Here is an 18,382-nt window from a genome sequence, read left to right as displayed (position 1 = left end):
CTCGGAGGCCGCGCACCGGTGGCACTGGACCATGCGCGCCGCTTCCACCGCCACGGTTGGGAAGTGCATATCGCCGACAGCATTCCGTGCCGCCTGTCGGGCTGGTCGTCCTCGGTCACCGGGACCCATTCGCTGCGGTCACCGCGCCACGACGCCCGTGGCTTCGTCGCCGACCTCAACCACGCTGTCACCGCCCGGGGCATCGATCTGCTGGTGCCGACCTGCGAGGAAGCGCTGCATCTCTCACGCCACCGCACCGCGTTGCCACGCGAACTGCACGTCGCGGTGGATGAATTCGACAAGCTGGCGGCATTGCACAGCAAATGGGAGTTCGTCCGCATCGCCCGCAGCAACGGCATGCCTACCCCGGCCAGCGGCCGCGTGCGCACACTGGCCCAGGCACGTGAATGGGCGCGCGGTCGAGCAGTCGTGGTGAAGCCTGAATTCTCACGCTTCGGCGTGCACGTGCGCCTGTACCCTCATGGCATCACAGGCGATGCGCCGGAGCTGCCGCCGCTGGGCGATTGGGTCGTGCAGGCCTTCGTCGCAGGCGATGAACTGTGCAGCTATGCCATCGCCGACCGCGGCCGGCTGCTGGCGCACGTGATCTACCGCCCCGCATATCGGCTGGCGCGCAGCTCGAGCTATTACTTCGACCCGGTGCGACGGCCCGCGATCCACGATGCCGTCGCTGCCTTCGTTCGCGGCACCGGATACAGCGGCCAGGTTTCCTTCGACTGGATCGAAACCCGCGACGGCGAAGCGCTGGCGCTGGAATGCAATCCGCGCGCGACCAGCGGTCTGCACCTATTCCCGTTCGCTGCGGATCTGCCGACGGCGCTGCTCGGCGATGGCGATCTGCGCGAACCTTGGCCCGCAAAGCCGAAGATGATCGCCGCGCTGATGACGATGGCGGGGTTGCCGGCGGCAGTGAGGAACCGACGGTTTGGAAAGTGGCTGAGAGACTTCCAGCGTGCGGATGACGTGATCTCGGTACCCGGCGATCGCCTGCCGCCGGCAGGCAGCATCGGCGACCTGGCTTCCTACTCACGGCTGGCGCTCCTGCAGCGCTGCAGCCTGCGCGAGGCGGCGACACGCGACATCGAATGGGACGGCGAACCACTGGAGGCACTGGGCGCATGACCGCACTTGCCGCCGCCGATGAGGAGAGCTTCGCGGCACGCGCCCGTGCCTTTGCGGCGATTCATGCCGGCCGCGCGACGGAAACGCTGATATCCAATCTGCATGCGCGCGTCGAAACGATCCGCTGCGCTGCCGGCGACCTGCCCGTGACCGTTCACGACGGCCGCGCCGGTGACGCGTGGGTCTGTTCGCCACGCACCACCTACGCTGATTGCGCCGCTGAGGAGAGTGCACGCTACCTTCCCGGCTGGATGGCGCCGGCATCGCTGCGCATGATCTCGTCGATCGGGCGGTCCTTGGGCTGGGCCGGAATCGACCATGCCGTGGCGATCAACAACTGGCTGTTGTCGACCAACCTGTACCCGCCGCGGGCGTGGCTGGATCCCGGTGTATTGCTGGAGCAAGCGGTCGCCCGTTGGCCCCACCATGCGCTATGGTTCCGCTCGCTCAACGAGCATGACAACGCCGACTGGCTCGAGGCACTGCAGGCGGCCGGTTGCCGCCTCGTCGCCAGCCGCCAGGTTTACCTGTACGCCGATATCGGCGCATTGGCCGGCATGCATGGCAACTTGAAGCGCGATCTGGCGCTGCCGCGGAAGACCTCGTTGCGGCACTGCCGGGACCAGGACATCACCGACACTGACTACGCGCGCATCGCCGAACTATATGCCCTGCTCTACATCGGCAAGTATTCGCGTTTCAATCCGATGTACAGCGAGGCGTTCCTGCGCTGCTGGCACCACGCCGGCCTGCTGGCGTTCGAGGGCTTCCGTGATGCCGACGGCCGGCTGACGTGCGTTATCGGCCTGTTCCGCATGGGGCGCACGGCTACAGCGCCCATCGTCGGCTATGACACAACGCAGCCGCAAAAGTCGGCACTGTATCGATTGACCACCGCTTGCGCCTACCGTGCCTGCCTCGAGCACGGCTGGCGGCTGAACTTCAGCGCAGGTGCAGCAGGCTTCAAACGTCTCCGTGGCGGCATGCCCTCGATCGAGTACAGCGCGGTCTACGCACGCCACCTTCCGACGCGCACGCGCATTGCTGTGGATGCGCTATCATCGACCACGTGCCGGATCGGCATTCCAATGCTGCGCAGGTACCGCCTGTGAAGCCCTGGCATCCCTCGCTGTTCGCGCACTGGTACGCAGTGGCCCGCGCCGACGAGGTCGGGCCGAGGCCGATGGCGATTTCGCTCATGGACAGACATCTGGCCTTGGCACGCACAGGCGCAGGTGCATTGATTGCGCTGGAAGACCGCTGCCCGCACCGCCACGCACCGCTATCCGCCGGCCGCGTCTCCGGCGATCGCCTGGCGTGTCCGTACCACGGCTGGTCGTTCGGTGCGGATGGGCGCCTGTGCGATATCCCCGGTTTGCCGCCGGATATCGCACTGCCCGACGTGCGTGTCCACGCCTTCGCCACGTGCGAGCTCGACGGCTTCGTCTGGCTGCGGCCGGGTCGTACGGGCGCGACCGAGCCCAATGCCATGATCCGCGCGACCGACCCGAACACACGCCGCTTCCTGTGGCGCACCTGCTGGCCGGCCAACGTGGTCGACGCGATGGAGAACTTCCTCGACCCGATGCATACGCACTTCATTCACGCCGGACTGGTCCGGCGCGACGATCGCCGCGTGCCGGCGACCGTCGGTTTCCATACCACGGCAGAAGGCTTTACCGTCGAGTACCACGGCATGCCTTCCCAATCCGGGCTGCTGTATCGACTGTTCGAATCGAAACGCATCGTCGAACGCGCGCACTTCGCCGCACCCGGCAGTACCCGGCTGGAATATGCCTATGCGAACGGCAGCCGCGTGTTGATCGACCTGCACTTCACGCCGCGGACGCAGGACACGACAGATGTCTTCGTCGCCCTGCATGTCGAAGGCCGCTCGGCGCCGGCCTGGGCAGTACGCCTGCTGGCCTGGCCATTCCTGAAACGGGTCAATGCCCAGGACACGGAAATGCTCCGGTTGCAAGCCATGAACAAGCAGCGGTTCGGCAACCGGAATGGCGCCTCGACCTCCCTGGACATCGTGCGCGGCGCGCTGGAACAATTCTGGACGAACGGCGAATGGCCCGAGCTCCCGACGACGCGGGAAGTGCGGATGATGCTCTAGGCAGGATCTGCCGCGGTCATTGTCGGTAAATCGATGTCCGCCGGGGGGCGAATCGGTTCAAATGGCCACTTGGGATCATTACCCTCTACCGCTGTCAATGAAGTCGTTCTCAAGTCGCCATGTCCCGCATGGGTACCCGATGAACACTCCACAGCCCACAGCTGCCCAGAGCCTGTTTTGCGCCCTTGCTCACCCTACCAAAGAGCATTGGAAAAACGCGTAAGCTGTTGCTCCAACTTGGGAAGTACCTACCAAGTAATGGCATACACCGATAATGTTCATGAGCAAGACAACTTGCTCCAAAAATCCACATAAGCCATTGAATACGAAAGAAGTACAACCAACCGCACAAGTAACGCCGTTGATGAAGCAGTTCTTCGCGGCCAAGGCCGATTACCCGGACCTGCTGCTGTTCTTCCGGATGGGCGATTTCTACGAGCTGTTCTATGACGACGCGCGCAAGGCCGCGCGGCTGCTGGACATCACCCTGACCCAGCGCGGCAGCTCCGGCGGCGCGCCGATCCCGATGGCGGGGGTGCCGGTGCATGCCTACGAGGGCTACCTGGCGCGGCTGGTGGCGCTGGGCGAGTCGGTGGCGATCTGCGAGCAGATCGGCGACCCGGCGCTGGCCAAGGGCCTGGTCGAACGCAAGGTGGTGCGCATCGTCACCCCCGGCACGGTCACCGACGAAGCACTGCTGGACGAGCGCCGCGACACCCTGCTGATGGCGCTCTCGCGCAGCAAGCAGGGCTACGGCCTGGCCTGGGCCGACCTGGCCGGCGGCCGCTTCATGGTCAACGAGGTCGAGACCGAGGACGCGCTGGAAGCCGAGCTGGCGCGGCTGGAACCGGCCGAGCTGCTGGTGCCGGACGAAGAGAACTGGCCGGAATTCCTGCGCCAGCGCAGCGGCGTGCGCCGCCGCGCGCCATGGTTGTTCGATGCCGACAGCGGCCGCCGCCAGCTGCTGGCCTTCTTCAAGCTGCACGACCTTTCCGGCTTCGGCATCGACGACAAGCCGCGCGCCACCGCCGCCGCCGGCGCGCTGCTCGGCTATGTCGAGGAAACACAGAAGCAGCGGCTGCCGCACCTGACCTCGATCGCGGTGGAAACCGCCGGCGAGGCGATCGCGATGAATGCCGCCACCCGCCGCCACCTGGAGCTGGACACGCGCGTGGACGGCGACACCCGCAACACCCTGCTGGGCGTGCTCGACAGCACGGTGACGCCGATGGGCGGGCGCCTGCTGCGACGCTGGCTGCACCGCCCGCTGCGACTGCGCGAGGTACTGCAGCAGCGCCACCACGCGGTGGCGACGCTGATCGACCGCGGCGCCGACGCCGACCTGCGCGAGTCGTTCCGCGCGCTCGGCGACATCGAGCGCATCCTCACCCGCATGGCGCTGCGCTCGGCGCGCCCGCGCGATTTTTCCACCCTGCGCGACGGCCTGGGCATGCTGCCGGCGATCGCCGCGCAGCTGGAGGCGCTGGATTCGCCACGCCTGCAGCAGCTGCGTGCCGAGCTCGGCTCGCACGACGACAGCGCGCACCTGCTGGCCGGCGCCATCGCCACGCAACCGCCGCTCAAGCTGTCCGACGGCGGGGTGATCGCCGAGGGCTTCGATGCCGAACTGGACGAACTGCGGCGGCTGTCCACCCATGCCGACCAGTTCCTGATCGACCTGGAGGCGCGCGAACGCGAGAGCAGTGGCATCGCTAACCTGAAGGTCGGCTACAACCGGGTGCACGGCTACTACATCGAGATCAGCAAGGGCCAGGCCGACAAGGCGCCGGTGCACTACACCCGGCGCCAGACGCTGACCAACGCCGAGCGCTACATCACCGAGGAACTCAAGAACTTCGAGGACAAGGTGCTGTCGGCGCGCGAGCGCTCGCTGTCGCGCGAGAAGCTGCTGTACGAAGGCCTGCTGGATACCATCGGCGAGCGCCTGGAGCCGCTCAGGCGCTGCGCCGCCGCGCTGAGCGAGCTGGACGTACTGGCCTGCTTCGCCGAACGCGCGCAGGCGCTGGACTGGGCGCGGCCGGAACTGGACACCGCGCCGTGCCTGAAGATCGAGCGCGGCCGCCACCCGGTGGTGGAAGCGGTGCGCGAGGCGCCGTTCGAGCCCAACGACCTGGACCTGCACCCACAGCGGCGCATGCTGGTCATTACCGGCCCGAACATGGGCGGCAAATCGACCTACATGCGGCAGAACGCACTGATCGTGCTGCTGGCCCACATCGGCAGCTTCGTGCCGGCCAGCCGCGCGGTGATCGGCCCGATCGACCGCATCCTCACCCGCATCGGCGCCGGCGACGACCTGGCCAAGGGCCAGTCGACCTTCATGGTCGAAATGGCCGAGACCAGCTACATCCTGCACCACGCCACCGCGCACTCGCTGGTGCTGATGGACGAGATCGGCCGCGGCACCTCCACCTACGACGGCCTGGCCCTGGCCGACGCGGTCGCGCGCCACCTTGCCCACGTCAACCGCTGCTACACCCTGTTCGCCACGCACTACTTCGAACTGACCGCACTGGCCGACGAACCGCACGAGGGTGGCCCCAGCGGCATCGCCAACGTGCACCTGGACGCGGTGGAACACGGTGAAACGCTGGTGTTCATGCACGCGGTCAAGGACGGCCCGGCCAACCGCAGCTTCGGCCTGCAGGTGGCCGCGCTGGCCGGCCTGCCCCGTGCCACCGTGGCGCAGGCGCGGCGGCGCCTGGCCGAGCTGGAACAGCGCGGTGGCGAGACCCACGCCGCGCAGATGGCGCCACAGGCCCTGGATGCGCCGCAGCAGTTCGGCCTGTTCGCGCCCGTGTCCTCGGCGGCACTGGAAGCACTGCAGGCGATCGATCCGGACGAGCTGACGCCGAAGCAGGCGTTGGAAGCGCTGTACCGGATGAAGTCGTTGCTGTGAGCGCACGCCCACTGGCTGCACGCCCCTGCAATTGCAATTGCAGTTGCAGTTGCGGTTGCGGTTGCGGTTGCCCGTGATTCTGCAGTTGCCCGATGGCTTTTGACTTCCGGATCCCCTGCCTACGCGCCCAACCCGCTACGCGGGCTGGGTCCACTCCACCTCCGGGATTTTTCGACACGCCCCAGCTGCGATGCAGCTGGGGCCGGGGCAGTCGCCTCACGGCGCCAGCCCGCTCACCGGGGCGAAGCAGTGCTTCGCCTATTTCCGGTTCGCCCCTGTCGTGTCGAAAAACGACATGCGTCCCTGCACGTCGCCCCTGCGCGGTCTTGTCCGTCGGCTCCGTCGCTGCGGAAGGGGATCCGGAAGTCAAAAGCGGAGCAACTTCACAAGCACGGCAACGGCAACGGCAACGGCAACGGTGGGCAGCGTGCCTCGCTCAGGCACTCTCCGCCCGCGCCGCCACCAGCGCGTCGTCCCGCGCGTTGGCCCGCAGTGCCGCCGGCCGCTGCAGGTGCGCCGCCGCATACGCTTCGAACGCCGGCCTGGGCTCGAGCTCGCCCATCCGCATGTAGTAGCCAAGCAGCGCCGCCATGTACAGATCGGCGACGCTGAACCGGTCACCCACCAGATACCGCCGGCCTGCCAGCGCGCCTTCCAGGGTGCGCATCAGGTCGGCCTCGCTGCCGTAGCCCGCCTCCCTCGCCGGTGCCAGCGCGCCATGCCGGCGCGCGCTGATGAACGACTCCAGCGGACCGGCGGCGAACAGCACCCAGCGGTAGCATTCGCCGCGTGCCGGTGAACCCGGCGGCGGCAGCAGGTGCTGGTCCGGGACCTGTTCGGCCAGGTGCAGGCAGATGGCCGCGTTCTCGGTCACCACGCTGTCGCCGTGGCGCAGCGTCGGCACCTTGCCCATCGGGTTGATCGCCAGGTACTCCGGTGCCTTCATCGTGGTGCCGTAATCGAGGATGACCTCCTCGTAGGGCAGGCCGGTCTCTTCCAGCATCCAGCGCGCGACGCGGCCGCGGGAGAACGGGTGGGTGTAGAAAACCAACGTGTGCATGGCGAGCTCCTGTGGCGGGAGCCGGCAGTGTGCGCGGGGGCTGCTGACAGCGGCTGTCAGCAGTCGGCAGCCAGCGCCTTGCGCTGCCGCCGCTGCTCGCCCCAGCGTTTGAGCAGCCGGTGCCGCTGCTCCGGGTAGCACTGGCCGGTATCGTGCAGGGCCAGCACGCGGTCGGCGCGGAAATGGCGGAAATCGCCGCGCATCTCGCACCAGGCCGCCAGCAGCCGGACCTCGGCCAGGAAGGCCATCGCGAACGGCCAGATCACCCGCTCGCTGGCGCGGTCCTCGGCATCGCGGTAATGGATGCGCACTGCATGCCCGGCGCGGATCGCGCGGCGCAGCGCCGGCAGCCAGGGCTCCGGCTCGGTCGGGTGCCACTGCGGCGCGTACAGGCCGCTGGTCTCCACCTGCAGCCGCAGGTTCTCCGGCAGTACCCCGGTGACCCGGTCCAGTGCCGCGCCGGCGGCGGCGGCCAGGTCCGGGTCGGCGTGCGAGGCCACCCAGCGCACGCCAAGCACGATCGCCTCCAGTTCCTCGGCCGAGAACATCATCTGCGGCAGCAGGAAGCCACCACGCAGCTGGTAGCCGACGCCCGGGTCGCCGCCGATGTCCGCGCCCTGCCCGCGCAGCGCGTCGATATCGCGGTACAGCGTGCGCAGGCTCACCCCCAGCTGTTCGGCCAGCTGCGCACCGCGCACCGGGTTGCGCCGCCGCCGCAGTTCGTCCAGCAGGTGCAGCAGGCGGGTGGCGCGTTCGCTCATGCGGGGCGGTCCAGGAGGGTTCGGGGGCGATGCGCAGTCTGGCAGATGGCGGCCGTCCACGGGCATCGGCATGGCCGCCCGTGCCCCTTGCGCGGCGCCGGCATTCCGCCCACATTGCCATCGCCGGCATCCGCCGCGGAGGCTCCCATGTCGCTGCAGCTCTATGGCCATCCGTTCTCCTCGTACACCCAGAAGGTGCTCATCGCCCTGTACGAGAACGCCACGCCGTTCCAGTTCCGCATGCTGGGTCCGGACACGCCGGACAATGCGGCCGAATGGCTGCGGCGCTGGCCGCTGCGCAGGTTCCCGCTGCTGGTGGACGACGGGCGCAGCGTGGTGGAGAGCAGCATCATCATCGAGTACCTGCAGCAGCGGCATGCCGGCCCGGTGCGGCTGCTGCCGGACGCCCCGGAGGCCGCGCTGGAAGTACGCTTCCTCGACCGCTTCTTCGACCTGCACGTGATGAGTCCGGTGCAGCATGCGGTCGGCGGTGCGCTGAGCGGCGACGACGGCAAGGCCGGCGATGCGCTGGCCAGCGCGGTGGAACGGCTGGAGCTGGCCTACGCCTGGCTCGAGGACCAGTTGGCCGGCAGGCAGTGGGCGGCCGGCGCAGCCTTCACCCTGGCCGACTGCGCCGCCGCACCGGCGCTGTTCTACGCCGACTGGACGCACCGCATCGCCGCCCACCATCGCGCGCTGTGCGACTACCGGGCGCGCCTGCTCGCCCGGCCTTCGTTCGCCCGCGCCGTCGCCGAAGCCCGGCCCTACCGGCCGCTGTTCCCGCTGGGCGCGCCCGACCGCGACTGACCCCTGGCAGCCGGCGCAACCGGTGCGTCACGCCATAGACGGAGCCTATGACCCCGAGCGGATCATTCGATTTTCCATTTCACCCACCCGTAGCTATCGTCGTCGCACGATGTTTCCAGATGCCAGCCAGGAGCCCGCCATGAGCAGCAACGACAGCAAACCCACCTGCCCGTACCATGTCGCGCCCACGCCGGCGCAGGCCGCGCAGTCGCAGCGCGATACCCGTACCACCCCCGCCCAGAAGCACGGCGACGCACCGGTCACGCCGATGACCACCGCCTTCGGCGCGCCGGTGGTGGACAACCAGAACAGCCGCACCGCCGGGCCGCGCGGGCCGCTGCTGATGGAAGACGTGTGGCTGCTGGAGAAGCTGGCCAACCTCAACCGCGAAGTGATCCCGGAACGGCGCATGCACGCCAAGGGTTCGGGCGCGTTCGGCACCTTCACCGTCACCCACGACATCACCCGCTACACCCGCGCCAGGCTCTTCTCCGAGGTCGGCAAGAAGACGGAAATGTTCGCCCGCTTCACCACCGTGGCCGGCGAACGCGGCGCGGCCGATGCCGAGCGCGACATCCGCGGCTTCGCGCTGAAGTTCTACACCGAGGAAGGCAACTGGGACCTGGTGGGCAACAACACGCCGGTGTTCTTCCTGCGCGACCCGCGCAAGTTCGCCGACCTCAACAAGGCGGTCAAGCGCGACCCGCATACCAACCTGCGCAGCGCGCGCAACAACTGGGATTTCTGGACCCTGCTGCCGGAGGCGCTGATGCAGGTCACCGTGGTGATGAGCGACCGCGGCATCCCGCGCACGTTCCGCCACATGCACGGCTTCGGTTCGCACACCTACAGCTTCACCAACGCCGGCGGCGAGCGCTTCTGGGTGAAGTTCCACTTTCATAGCCAGCAGGGCATCGAGGCGCTGACCGACGCCCAGGCCGAAGTGCTCGCCGGCAAGGACCGCGAAAGCCATGGCCGCGACCTGTTCCAGGCGATCGAGCGCGGCGATTTCCCGAAATGGAAGCTGTTCGTGCAGATCATGCCCGAGCTCGATGCCGAGACCTACCGGTTCCATCCGTTCGACCTGACCAAGGTGTGGCCGAAGAGCGACTACCCGTTGATCGAAGTGGGCGAGTTCGAGCTCAACCGCAACCCGGACAACTGGTACCAGGACGTCGAACAGTCGGCGTTCGCGCCGAGCAACCTGGTGCCGGGCATCGGTCCGTCGCCGGACAAGATGCTGCAGGCGCGACTGTTCGCCTATTCCGATGCGCAGCGCTACCGGCTGGGCGTCAACCACCACCAGATCCCGGTGAACGCGGCGCGCTGCCCGGTGCACAGCAACCACCGCGACGGTGCCATGCGCGTGGACGGCAACTACGGCGGGCTGCCGCATTACGAGCCCAACAGCTACGGCCAGTGGCAGGAGCAGCCACAGTACCGCGAGCCGCCGCTGCGCATCCGCGGCGATGCCGATTACTGGAATTTCCGCGAGGACGACAGCGACTACTTCAGCCAGCCCGGCGCGCTGTTCCGCAGCTACGACCCGGCGCAGCAGCAGCGCCTGTTCGACAACACCGCGCGCGCGCTGGGCGATGCGCCTGACTTCATCAAGCAGCGCCACGTGGACAACTGCAGCAAGGCCGACCCGGCCTATGGCGCCGGTGTCGCGGCGGCGTTGAGGAAGCTGGCGGAAAGCGGCCCGGCGGACCCGTTCGCGCCGGCACGGCCGGAAGCCGGGTTCCCCAGGGCCACGCCAGGCGCGGAAGACATCGTGCTGTAAGCGTCCCCGGCCCCGCCTGCGGGCGGGGCCGTGTGCGCCGCGGCCGGCCCATCACCCCACGCACCCACCGCCCTCGCCCGACTGGCGCTCAACGGGGCGTCCGCTGCCGGGCCGCGCCCCATGCCCCTGCCCCATGGCTGTGCGGCGCACGTACCGGGCCCGTCCGGCCGGGTCCGCCGCCGGCATGGCCGCCCATGCCCGTCCCCGGCGGCGCTACCATGGCCGTGCACATTCACCGCCAGGACCCGCCCGATGAGCCTCACCGACGATCTTCTTGCCCAGTTGCAGGGCGCACCGCTGCAGCAGGTCTCCCAGCAGCTGGGGCTGGACAGCCAGCAGGCCGCAGGCGCGATCAGCGCCGCGCTGCCGCTGCTGATGGGCGCACTGGGCAACAATGCCGCCCGGCCGCAGGGCGCCGAAGCCCTGCTGGGGGCGCTGCAGGACAACCACAGCGGCCTGGACATCGGCGGCGTGCTCGGGGCGGTGCTTGGCGGCGGAAACAGCCCGGCCACCAACGGCGCCGGCATCCTCGGCCACATCTTCGGCGGCAGCCAGGGCCGTGCCGAGGCCGGCCTGGCCCAGGCCACCGGCCTGGGCAGCGACCGTGCCGGGCAACTGCTCAGGATCCTCGCGCCGGTGGTGATGGCCTACCTGGCCCAGCGCATGTCCGCGGGCGACCAGGCGCAGGTCGATGCCGACGGCCTGGGCCGGATGCTCGGCCAGGAAAAACAGCACGTGGTGCAGCAGGGGGGTGTTGCCGGCGGCCTGCTCGGCAGCCTGCTCGACCAGGACGGCGACGGCCAGCTCGGTGTATCCGACCTGATCCGGCTCGGCAGCGGCCTGCTGGGCAGCGGCAAGCGCTGAGCCACCGCTCCGGCGGCGGGCGTTGCCCGCGGCGTCGCTGGTGGTACGGCACCGGCGCAGGCCTGCGGGCCTGCGCCATGCAGCCGCGCCCTACAGCGCGTCGATGTCGCCGAGCGCGCGGATCAACCGGCGCGCACGCTTGTCCGGCTTGTGCTCGGGCGGCAGGTAGCCGTCACGCGCGGCGGCGCGCTGCAGCCGCTGTTCCTCGCGCGCCCTGCGCGAGGCGTCGGTCTCTTCGTACAGCGCCTGCGCCACCCCAGCCGGCCCGCGCGTGTCGCTGAGGCCGCGCACGCCGATCTCGAAGATCTCCTCGCCACGCTGCACGCGCAATGCGTCGCCGATGCGGACCGCGCGCGAGGATTTCGGGCGCTGCCCACCGATCTCGACCTTGCCGGTCTCCACCGCGTGCTTGGCCAGGCTGCGGGTCCTGAAGAAGCGCGCGGCCCACAGCCATACATCCAGGCGGATCGCCGCCGGCCCGTGTTGCGTTTCAGTCATGCTTTTTCTTGAAATCCACTTCCATCGCATCCTTGCGCGATTGGTCGCTGCTCCAGTTCAGGTCGTCGGGGTTGCAGCGCCGGCTGCGCATCGACGGTGAGACGCCCTTGGCCACCGGCTCGCCGCGCTCGGTGCCCACCAGGCAGTCGGCATGGTCGGACGGGCGCACATTGGCGTCCATCAGGCGCTCGGAGTTGGCGCAGGCCGACAAGGCCAGCACCGCGCCCAAGCCACACAGTTGTTTCAGCATCGTCTTCCCTCCAGCAGGGAGATCAGGGCACCATCGTAGCGACACCTGCGGCCACCGTCACACCGGCGGTGCTAGTGTCCGCATTCAGCCGCCGACCGCCGCCCATGACCGCACCCGCCCCTGCCTCCCGCTCGCTGACCGAAGGCCCGATCGGGCGCAACCTGCTGCTGTTCGCCCTGCCCATCCTGGCCGGCAACATCGCCCAGTCGCTCAACGGCTCGGTCAACGCGATCTGGGTCGGCAAGTTCCTCGGCGAAGCGGCGCTGACCGCCACGGCCAACGCCAACAACATCATGTTCTTCCTGATCGGCTCGGTGTTCGGCATCGGCATGGCCGCCACCATCCTGATCGGCCAGGCCATGGGCGCGCGCGACGTGGCCCAGGCGCGACGGGTGATGGGTACCAGCGCCACCTTTTTCATCGGCATCTCGGTGCTGATCGCCATCGCCGGCTGGTTCATGGCGCACCCGCTGCTGGCGGCGATGGGCACGCCGGCCGTTTCGCTGCCGCTGGCCGAGACCTACCTGCGCATCATCTTCCTGGCCACGCCCACGCTGTACGCCTTCGCCTTCCTCGGCGCGGCGCTGCGCGGTGCCGGCGATTCGCGCACGCCGTTCCGCTTCCTGCTGTTGTCGGTGGCGCTGGACATCGTGCTCAACCCACTGCTGATCTTCGGCATCGGCCCGTTCCCGCAGCTGGGCATCGCCGGCGCGGCCTGGGCCACGCTGCTGGCGCAGTCGCTGTCGCTGCTCGGCCTGCTGGCCTACATGCGCCAGCGCGGCCACGTGCTGTGGCTCGGGCGCAAGGACATGGCGCTGTTCCGCATCGACCTGGCGATCCTGCGGGCGCTGGTGGTCAAGGGCGTGCCGATGGGCCTGCAGATGGTGCTGATCTCGCTGTCGATGATCATGCTGATGACCATGGTCAACGACTACGGCACCGATACCGCCGCCGCCTATGGCGCCTCGCTGCAACTGTGGACCTACGTGCAGATGCCGGCGATGGCGATCGGCGCGGCGTGCTCGTCGATGGCTGCGCAGAACGTGGGCGCGGGCCACTGGAGCCGGGTACGCGGCACCGCGCGCAAGGGCGTGCTGTTCAACTTCCTGCTCACCGGCGTGCTGATCCTGCCGCTGATCCTGCTGGACCGGCACTCGCTGGCGCTGTTCCTGCCCGACGGCAGCCAGGCGCTGGCGGTGGCGCGCCACCTGAACCACATCGCGGTGTGGTCGTTCCTGTTCTTCGGCGTGAGCTTCGTGATTTCCGGCGTGGTGCGTTCCACCGGCGCGGTGATCGCGCCGCTGCTGATCCTGGCCGCCTCGCTATGGGGCGTGCGCGTGCCGTTCGCCGAACTGCTGCAACCCCGGCTGGGTGCCGACGCGATCTGGTGGAGCTTCCCGGTCAGCTCGCTGGTGTCGATGCTGCTGTCGTTGGCCTATTACCGCTGGGGCGGCTGGCGCAGGGCCAGGATGATGTCGCCGCCGGCGCATGCCGGGGAGCTGGCGACGCCGGCCGAAGTGCCGGCCTGCCCGCCGTCACCGGTGGCGGACGCCGATGCCGGGGCCGATGTCGATGCGCAGCCCGGCAGGTCCTGACGGCCCGGCATGGGAGCGCACCGCAGTGCGCTCCCGCAGCGGTCAGTAGCGCCCGTCGAACGCGAAGATCGGCTTGCGCTGCTGCCACAGGCCGCCGGTGAAGTCCGGGAATTCCAGGGTCTGGAAACCGTTGCCGATGGATTGCTCGGACAGCGGCGTGATCGCGCTCCAGGTCACCGCGTCGAAGATGTCGATCGGCATCGGCGCCCGCGCCTTCAGCGCCTCGACGAAGGCGTGGATCACGAACCAGTCCATGCCGCCGTGGCCGGCACCGGCGGCGGTGTCGGCGTATTGCTTCCACAGCGGATGCTCGTACTGGTCCTGGTAGGCCTTGAAATCCTCCCACTCGTGCGGCGGACTGCGGCCCTCGATGTGGATGCCGTGGTTGAGGTCCATCCACAGGCCCTGGGTGCCCTGCACGCGGAAGCCCAGCGAGTATGGGCGCGGCAGCGAGGTGTCGTGCTGCAGCAGGATGGTCTCGCCGTTGGCGCAGGCCAGGGTGGTGGTGACGATGTCGCCCAGCTTGAACTGCACGCGGGTGCTGGGGTGCGTGGTGCCACCGCTCTTGGCCACGGTGTATTCGTGCAGGCCGCGCGCCTTGCTGGCAAAGGCGTTGATGTGGGTGAAGCGGTTGCCGCGGTTGATGCCGGTGTACATCGCGCAGGGGCCGATGCCGTGGCTCGGGTACAGCTCGCCGTTGCGGGTGACCGAGTGCTCGGTGCGCCAGCGCGCCTCGGACCAGCCCTTGGGCCCGAACTCGACGCCGCTGCCGTAGGGGTGGTCGGGATTGCCGTCGTTGAACTTCACCGCGCGCAGGTCGTGCTGGTACCCGCCCTGCAGGTGCACCAGTTCGCCGAACAGGCCCGCGCGCACCATCTGCAGCACCGCCATCACGTCGCGGCGATAGCACACGTTCTCCAGCAGCATGTACGGCGTACCGGTCTGCAACTGGGTATTGAGCACGTCCCAATGGTCCTGCAGGGTGATGCCGGCCACCACCTCGCAGCCGACCGCGACCTTGGCCTGCATCGCCGCGATCGCCATCGGCGCGTGCAGTTCCCACGGCGTGGCGATGATCACCCCGTCCAGGCCACGCTGCTCCAGCAGGCGCTTCCAGGCATTGGCATCGCCATCGGCGCCGTAGGTCCTCGGTGCCGGCTTGCCGGCCTTGGCCGCCATGGCGGTGGCGCGGCCGAGCATGACCGGCTCGATGTCGCACAGCGCCACCATGTCCACGTCGTCGCGGCGCAGCAGCTCCTTGAGCAGCACCTGGCCGCGCATGCCGGTGCCGATCATGCCCAGCCGCACCTTGCGTCCGCGCGCCCAGGCCGGGGTCTCCGGCAACAGACTGGTGGCGGCCAGCGCGGCGCCGGCCAGGATGAATTCCCTGCGTTTCATTGCATGTCCTCTTTGGCTTGGAATCACGCCCGGTGCGGCCGCCATGGCACGCCCCGCGCGGGCGAAGCAGGCGTGCTCCCCTTCATGCCATGCACGCAGGGGAGCACGCAACGGTGCAGCATCAGAACCGGTAGGTGGCGGTCACGCTGTAGATGCGGCCGAAGTTGTTGGTGTAGCCGGCGAAGTTCATCCAGTCGTTCGGATCGTAGAACGGCAGGCGGTTGAACAGGTTCTTCACCGTCACGCCCACGCTCAGCTTCTCGACCGGCCGCCAGTTCACGCTCAGGTTGGCCGTCCACCAGGCCGGCGCGCCCGAGCACTGGCCCGGCGACACGTCGACATAGCTGCCGGTACAGGTTTGGGCATTGTTGTCTTCCGCATCGATGCGGTCGTACGCCCACTTGGTGCCGCCGACATAGTTGATGTAGAAGCCGGTGTCCCAGTTGCCGTAGGTCCAGTTGGTGTTGAACGTGGCGCGCAGCCGCGGGTTGTTGTAGTAGCCGACGAAGTTGCCGTAGTACCAGCCGTCGGCGTCGTCGGAGTTGTACATGTTGCGGTTGGCGATGGTCGCGGCCACGCCGACGTTCAGCCGGCCCCACTCGCCCAGCTCGAAGCGGCCGCGGGCGTCCACGTCCAGGCCGTCGATCAGGGTGCGGCCACGGTTCTTGTACTGGCCGATGACGCTGGCCACGTTGCCGGTGCTGTAGCCCGGCAGGGTGGTCGGGCAGGTCACGCCGCTGGCCGGGTCGGCGCACATGCTGGCCAGCGCGGCCAGGTTGGCCAGGTCGGTCTCGGTGATCGGGAAGCGGGTCTGCGCGCTGATCTCCTCGGGCTTGCTGTAGTCCGGCGCGACGATCTCGTTGCGGCGGTACACGAACCAGTAATCGGCCGACAGCGACAGCCAGTCGGTCGGCTCGAGCACGAAGCCCAGCGTCGCGATCCTGGCCTTCTCCGGCTTCAGGTCGGGGTTGGGCTGGGTCATGCGCGCCACGTTGCGGCTGCAGTCGCTGTTCCACAGGCTGTTGCCCAGGTCCTTGTCGACGCCGCGCGCCGACTGCCGCAGCAGGCCGGCGATGGCGTTGGTCTCGGCGCAGCGGGTCTCGTCGCGGTAGCCACCGATCTGCGCGTACACGCCACCGGTACCGGACTCGGCCAGGCTGGGCGCGCGGAAACCCTCCGAATAGGTACCGCGCAGCATCAGCTGCGGCAGCGCCTGGTACTTCAGGCCGATCTTCGGCGCCAGGTTGGCGCTGAAGCCCGGGTACTTGTCCAGGCGCAGCGCGGCGTCCAGTTCCAGCTTGTCGGTGATCGGCGCCACGGCCTCGGAGAACAGCGCGTAGGTGTTGCGCTTGCCGTCGAACCACGAGCCGCCCTGCTGGGTGATCAGGCCGTTGGCGGCGTCCTGGTTGCCGGGGGTATAGAAGGTCTCGCGGGTGGCGTTGAAGCCGAAGGCGGCGCGCACTTCGCCGGCCGGCAGGTCGAACAGCGGGCCTTCGATCTTGCCGTCCAGGGTATGCAGGCGGGTCCACGACTGGATGTCGAAGGTCGGGAACGCCTCGCGGATCAGTGCGGCGTTGGCTTCGCTGAGCTCACCGAACTTGTACGCCGGATGGTCGGAAATGATCACCCGGCCGGTGCCCGGGTCGATGGTGTACGGGCCGAAGGCCTTCTCGAAGCCGCGCAGGTTGACGTTGGTGGTCTGGTAGGTGACCGAATGCGAACCGGCGGTGGCGAAGGCGGTTTCCCAGTTCCAGTCGCCGATGCTGCCGCGCAGCCCGGCCACCGCGCGGTAGCTCTTGTCGGTGTTGCGCTGGCCGAAGTGGTTGCCGCCCACGTCCTGCAGCAGGTAGCCCAGGCCGACCACGCCGCCCATCAGCGCCTTCAGCTCCGGGCTGGCGTGGTTGTACTCGTTGTTCGGGCCGAGGAACGGATACAGGAACTGGTTGACCGTGTTGCCGGTGTTGCGCGAGAACCAGCTCTGCGGGTTGCCGGTGGTGGTGCCGTAGGCGCGCGGCGTGCCGCCGTTGGCGCGCAGGTCGATGTCGGTGTAGGTGACCTCGGCGAACGCCTCGGTGGCGTCGCTCACCTGGAAATGGCCGTTGACATAGGCGGTCACGCGGCGGGAATCGGCGCCGCCGTTGATCTGGCGGTTCATCCACGTCTGCCAGATGCAGCGTGTGCCGCTGCTCACCTGCAGCACGTTCTTGCAGCCCGGCGCGGCTTCGTCCACGCGCGCCTTGGTCACCGGATCGAAGGCGAAGTAATAGCCCGGGTTGAACACCCCCGGCGCGCTGCCCGTGTCCAGGCGCAGGTTCTTGATGTAGTCGGGATTGTTGACGTAGAACTGGGCCGGGTTCTTGTCGTACCACTCGCTGTCGGGGATGCCGTTGCGTTCGTACAGATTGACGCTGGCGTAAACGTTGTAGCGGTCGCTGGACAGGTCGCCGAAGCCGCCGGTGATGCTGGCCTGCTTCTCGCCGTAGGAATCGAAGCGCGGCGCGGTGTCCCAGGTACCGCTGACCTCGAGCCCCTGGTAGCTGCGCTTGGTGATGACGTTGATGACGCCGGCCACCGCATCGGTGCCGTACACCGCGGAGGCACCGTCGGTCAGCACTTCCATGCGTTCGATCGCGGCGGCGGGAATGGCGTCGATGTTGACGAACTGGGTCTGGAAGCCCGACGGCGCGCCGTAGTACGACAGCCGGCGGCCATTGAGCAGCACCAGCGTGCCCTGCGGGCCGAGGCCGCGCAGGTTGGCCTGGGAGGCGCCGTCGGAGCCGGTGAACAGCGATTTGGAATCGACCTGGGCCGGGCGCGCGGCCGGCAGGTTGTCCAGCACCTGCAGCAGGGTGCGGGCGCCCATGTTCTGGATGTCCTGCTTGCTGATCACCTGTACCGGCGAGGCGGTTTCCACGTCGGTGCGGCGGATGTTGGAACCGGTGACCTCGATGCGGGCCAGTTCGGTGGTCTTGTCCTTGTCCTTGCCGGCATCCTGCGCGAGGGCGGGTGCGGCGATGGCGATCAGGGCGCTGGCCACGGCCAGCGACAGCGGCGTGAACAGGCAACGGGTGGGATTGCGGCGGGCTGGCAACATCGGGGTTCTCTCCTGGCGGTGACGCACGGAACAGCGGATGGCGGGCATGGCGATCCCGTTCCACGGCCGCGACGGCCGTGGTCGGTG

At 68.6% G+C, this 18,382-nt stretch carries 14 protein-coding genes; 8 read left to right on the top strand and 6 right to left on the bottom strand.

From position 1 onward, the window contains the following. Positions 1-18 precede the first annotated feature (18 nt). From QQA12_RS05600 to mutS, 4 genes are all read left to right on the top strand, one after another. Positions 19-1,143 carry an ATP-grasp domain-containing protein gene (locus QQA12_RS05600; RefSeq protein WP_226050085.1) on the top strand — a complete coding sequence of 375 codons (1,125 nt, stop codon included), beginning with the start codon at positions 19-21 and terminating at the stop codon, positions 1,141-1,143. Next, the gene (locus tag QQA12_RS05595) at positions 1,140-2,255 is read left to right on the top strand and encodes a hypothetical protein (protein WP_226050086.1); all 1,116 of its coding nucleotides are present in this window, start codon (positions 1,140-1,142) and stop codon (positions 2,253-2,255) included. The genes QQA12_RS05600 and QQA12_RS05595 overlap by 4 nt, the downstream gene beginning before the upstream one ends. After that, entirely contained in the window at positions 2,252-3,265 is a 1,014-nt protein-coding gene (locus QQA12_RS05590; RefSeq protein ID WP_226050087.1) for an aromatic ring-hydroxylating dioxygenase subunit alpha, read from the top strand. The genes QQA12_RS05595 and QQA12_RS05590 overlap by 4 nt, the downstream gene beginning before the upstream one ends. A 364-nt stretch (positions 3,266-3,629) precedes the next feature. Beyond that, complete coding sequence (gene mutS, locus QQA12_RS05585; protein ID WP_226050088.1) at positions 3,630-6,185, top strand: DNA mismatch repair protein MutS; 2,556 nt, start codon at positions 3,630-3,632, stop codon at positions 6,183-6,185. Positions 6,186-6,621: 436 nt separating this feature from the next. On the opposite strand, the gene QQA12_RS05580 is transcribed toward mutS, so the two are convergent. Beyond that, complete coding sequence (locus QQA12_RS05580; protein ID WP_226050089.1) at positions 6,622-7,245, bottom strand: glutathione S-transferase family protein; 624 nt, start codon at positions 7,243-7,245, stop codon at positions 6,622-6,624. A gap of 56 nt (positions 7,246-7,301) precedes the next feature. Continuing rightward, a complete protein-coding gene (locus QQA12_RS05575) occupies positions 7,302-8,006 on the bottom strand; it encodes a YafY family protein (RefSeq protein ID WP_054664289.1) in 705 nt (234 codons plus the stop codon). Positions 8,007-8,153: 147 nt separating this feature from the next. Here QQA12_RS05575 and QQA12_RS05570 point away from each other — a divergent pair, with 147 nt between their 5' ends. From QQA12_RS05570 to QQA12_RS05560, 3 genes are all read left to right on the top strand, one after another. Beyond that, on the top strand, positions 8,154-8,813 hold the full coding sequence (locus QQA12_RS05570; protein WP_054664286.1) for a glutathione S-transferase family protein: 660 nt from the start codon (positions 8,154-8,156) through the stop codon (positions 8,811-8,813). A gap of 268 nt (positions 8,814-9,081) precedes the next feature. Further along, the gene (locus QQA12_RS05565) at positions 9,082-10,596 is read left to right on the top strand and encodes a catalase (protein ID WP_226050278.1); all 1,515 of its coding nucleotides are present in this window, start codon (positions 9,082-9,084) and stop codon (positions 10,594-10,596) included. A gap of 252 nt (positions 10,597-10,848) precedes the next feature. Then, positions 10,849-11,460 (top strand): DUF937 domain-containing protein, encoded by a 612-nt coding sequence (locus QQA12_RS05560; protein WP_054664281.1) that lies wholly within the window; start codon positions 10,849-10,851, stop codon positions 11,458-11,460. Positions 11,461-11,550: 90 nt separating this feature from the next. Here the strand turns inward: QQA12_RS05560 and QQA12_RS05555 are convergent, their stop codons facing one another. Both QQA12_RS05555 and QQA12_RS05550 read right to left on the bottom strand, forming a co-directional pair. Then, the gene (locus QQA12_RS05555; protein ID WP_054664278.1) at positions 11,551-11,958 is read right to left on the bottom strand and encodes a S4 domain-containing protein; all 408 of its coding nucleotides are present in this window, start codon (positions 11,956-11,958) and stop codon (positions 11,551-11,553) included. After that, entirely contained in the window at positions 11,951-12,208 is a 258-nt protein-coding gene (locus tag QQA12_RS05550; protein ID WP_226050090.1) for a hypothetical protein, read from the bottom strand. Before QQA12_RS05550 ends, QQA12_RS05555 begins: the two co-directional genes overlap by 8 nt. 104 nt (positions 12,209-12,312) lie before the next feature. Between QQA12_RS05550 and QQA12_RS05545 the strand changes: the two genes are divergently transcribed. Further along, complete coding sequence (locus QQA12_RS05545; protein ID WP_226050091.1) at positions 12,313-13,803, top strand: MATE family efflux transporter; 1,491 nt, start codon at positions 12,313-12,315, stop codon at positions 13,801-13,803. Positions 13,804-13,845: 42 nt separating this feature from the next. Here QQA12_RS05545 and QQA12_RS05540 read toward each other — a convergent pair whose 3' ends face one another. Together QQA12_RS05540 and QQA12_RS05535 are read right to left on the bottom strand one after the other, a co-directional pair. Then, positions 13,846-15,201, bottom strand: a complete 1,356-nt coding sequence (locus QQA12_RS05540; RefSeq protein ID WP_056931010.1) for a Gfo/Idh/MocA family oxidoreductase — start codon at positions 15,199-15,201, stop codon at positions 13,846-13,848. A 121-nt stretch (positions 15,202-15,322) separates the two neighbouring features. Beyond that, positions 15,323-18,295, bottom strand: a complete 2,973-nt coding sequence (locus tag QQA12_RS05535) for a TonB-dependent receptor (protein WP_226050092.1) — start codon at positions 18,293-18,295, stop codon at positions 15,323-15,325. Positions 18,296-18,382 lie beyond the last annotated feature (87 nt).

The organism is Stenotrophomonas sp. 17(2023) (assembly GCF_030345315.1).
Lineage (GTDB): Bacteria > Pseudomonadota > Gammaproteobacteria > Xanthomonadales > Xanthomonadaceae > Stenotrophomonas > Stenotrophomonas acidaminiphila.
Note: the sequence above shows the minus strand (reverse complement) of the source record. Positions and strands in the feature narration are given on the sequence as shown.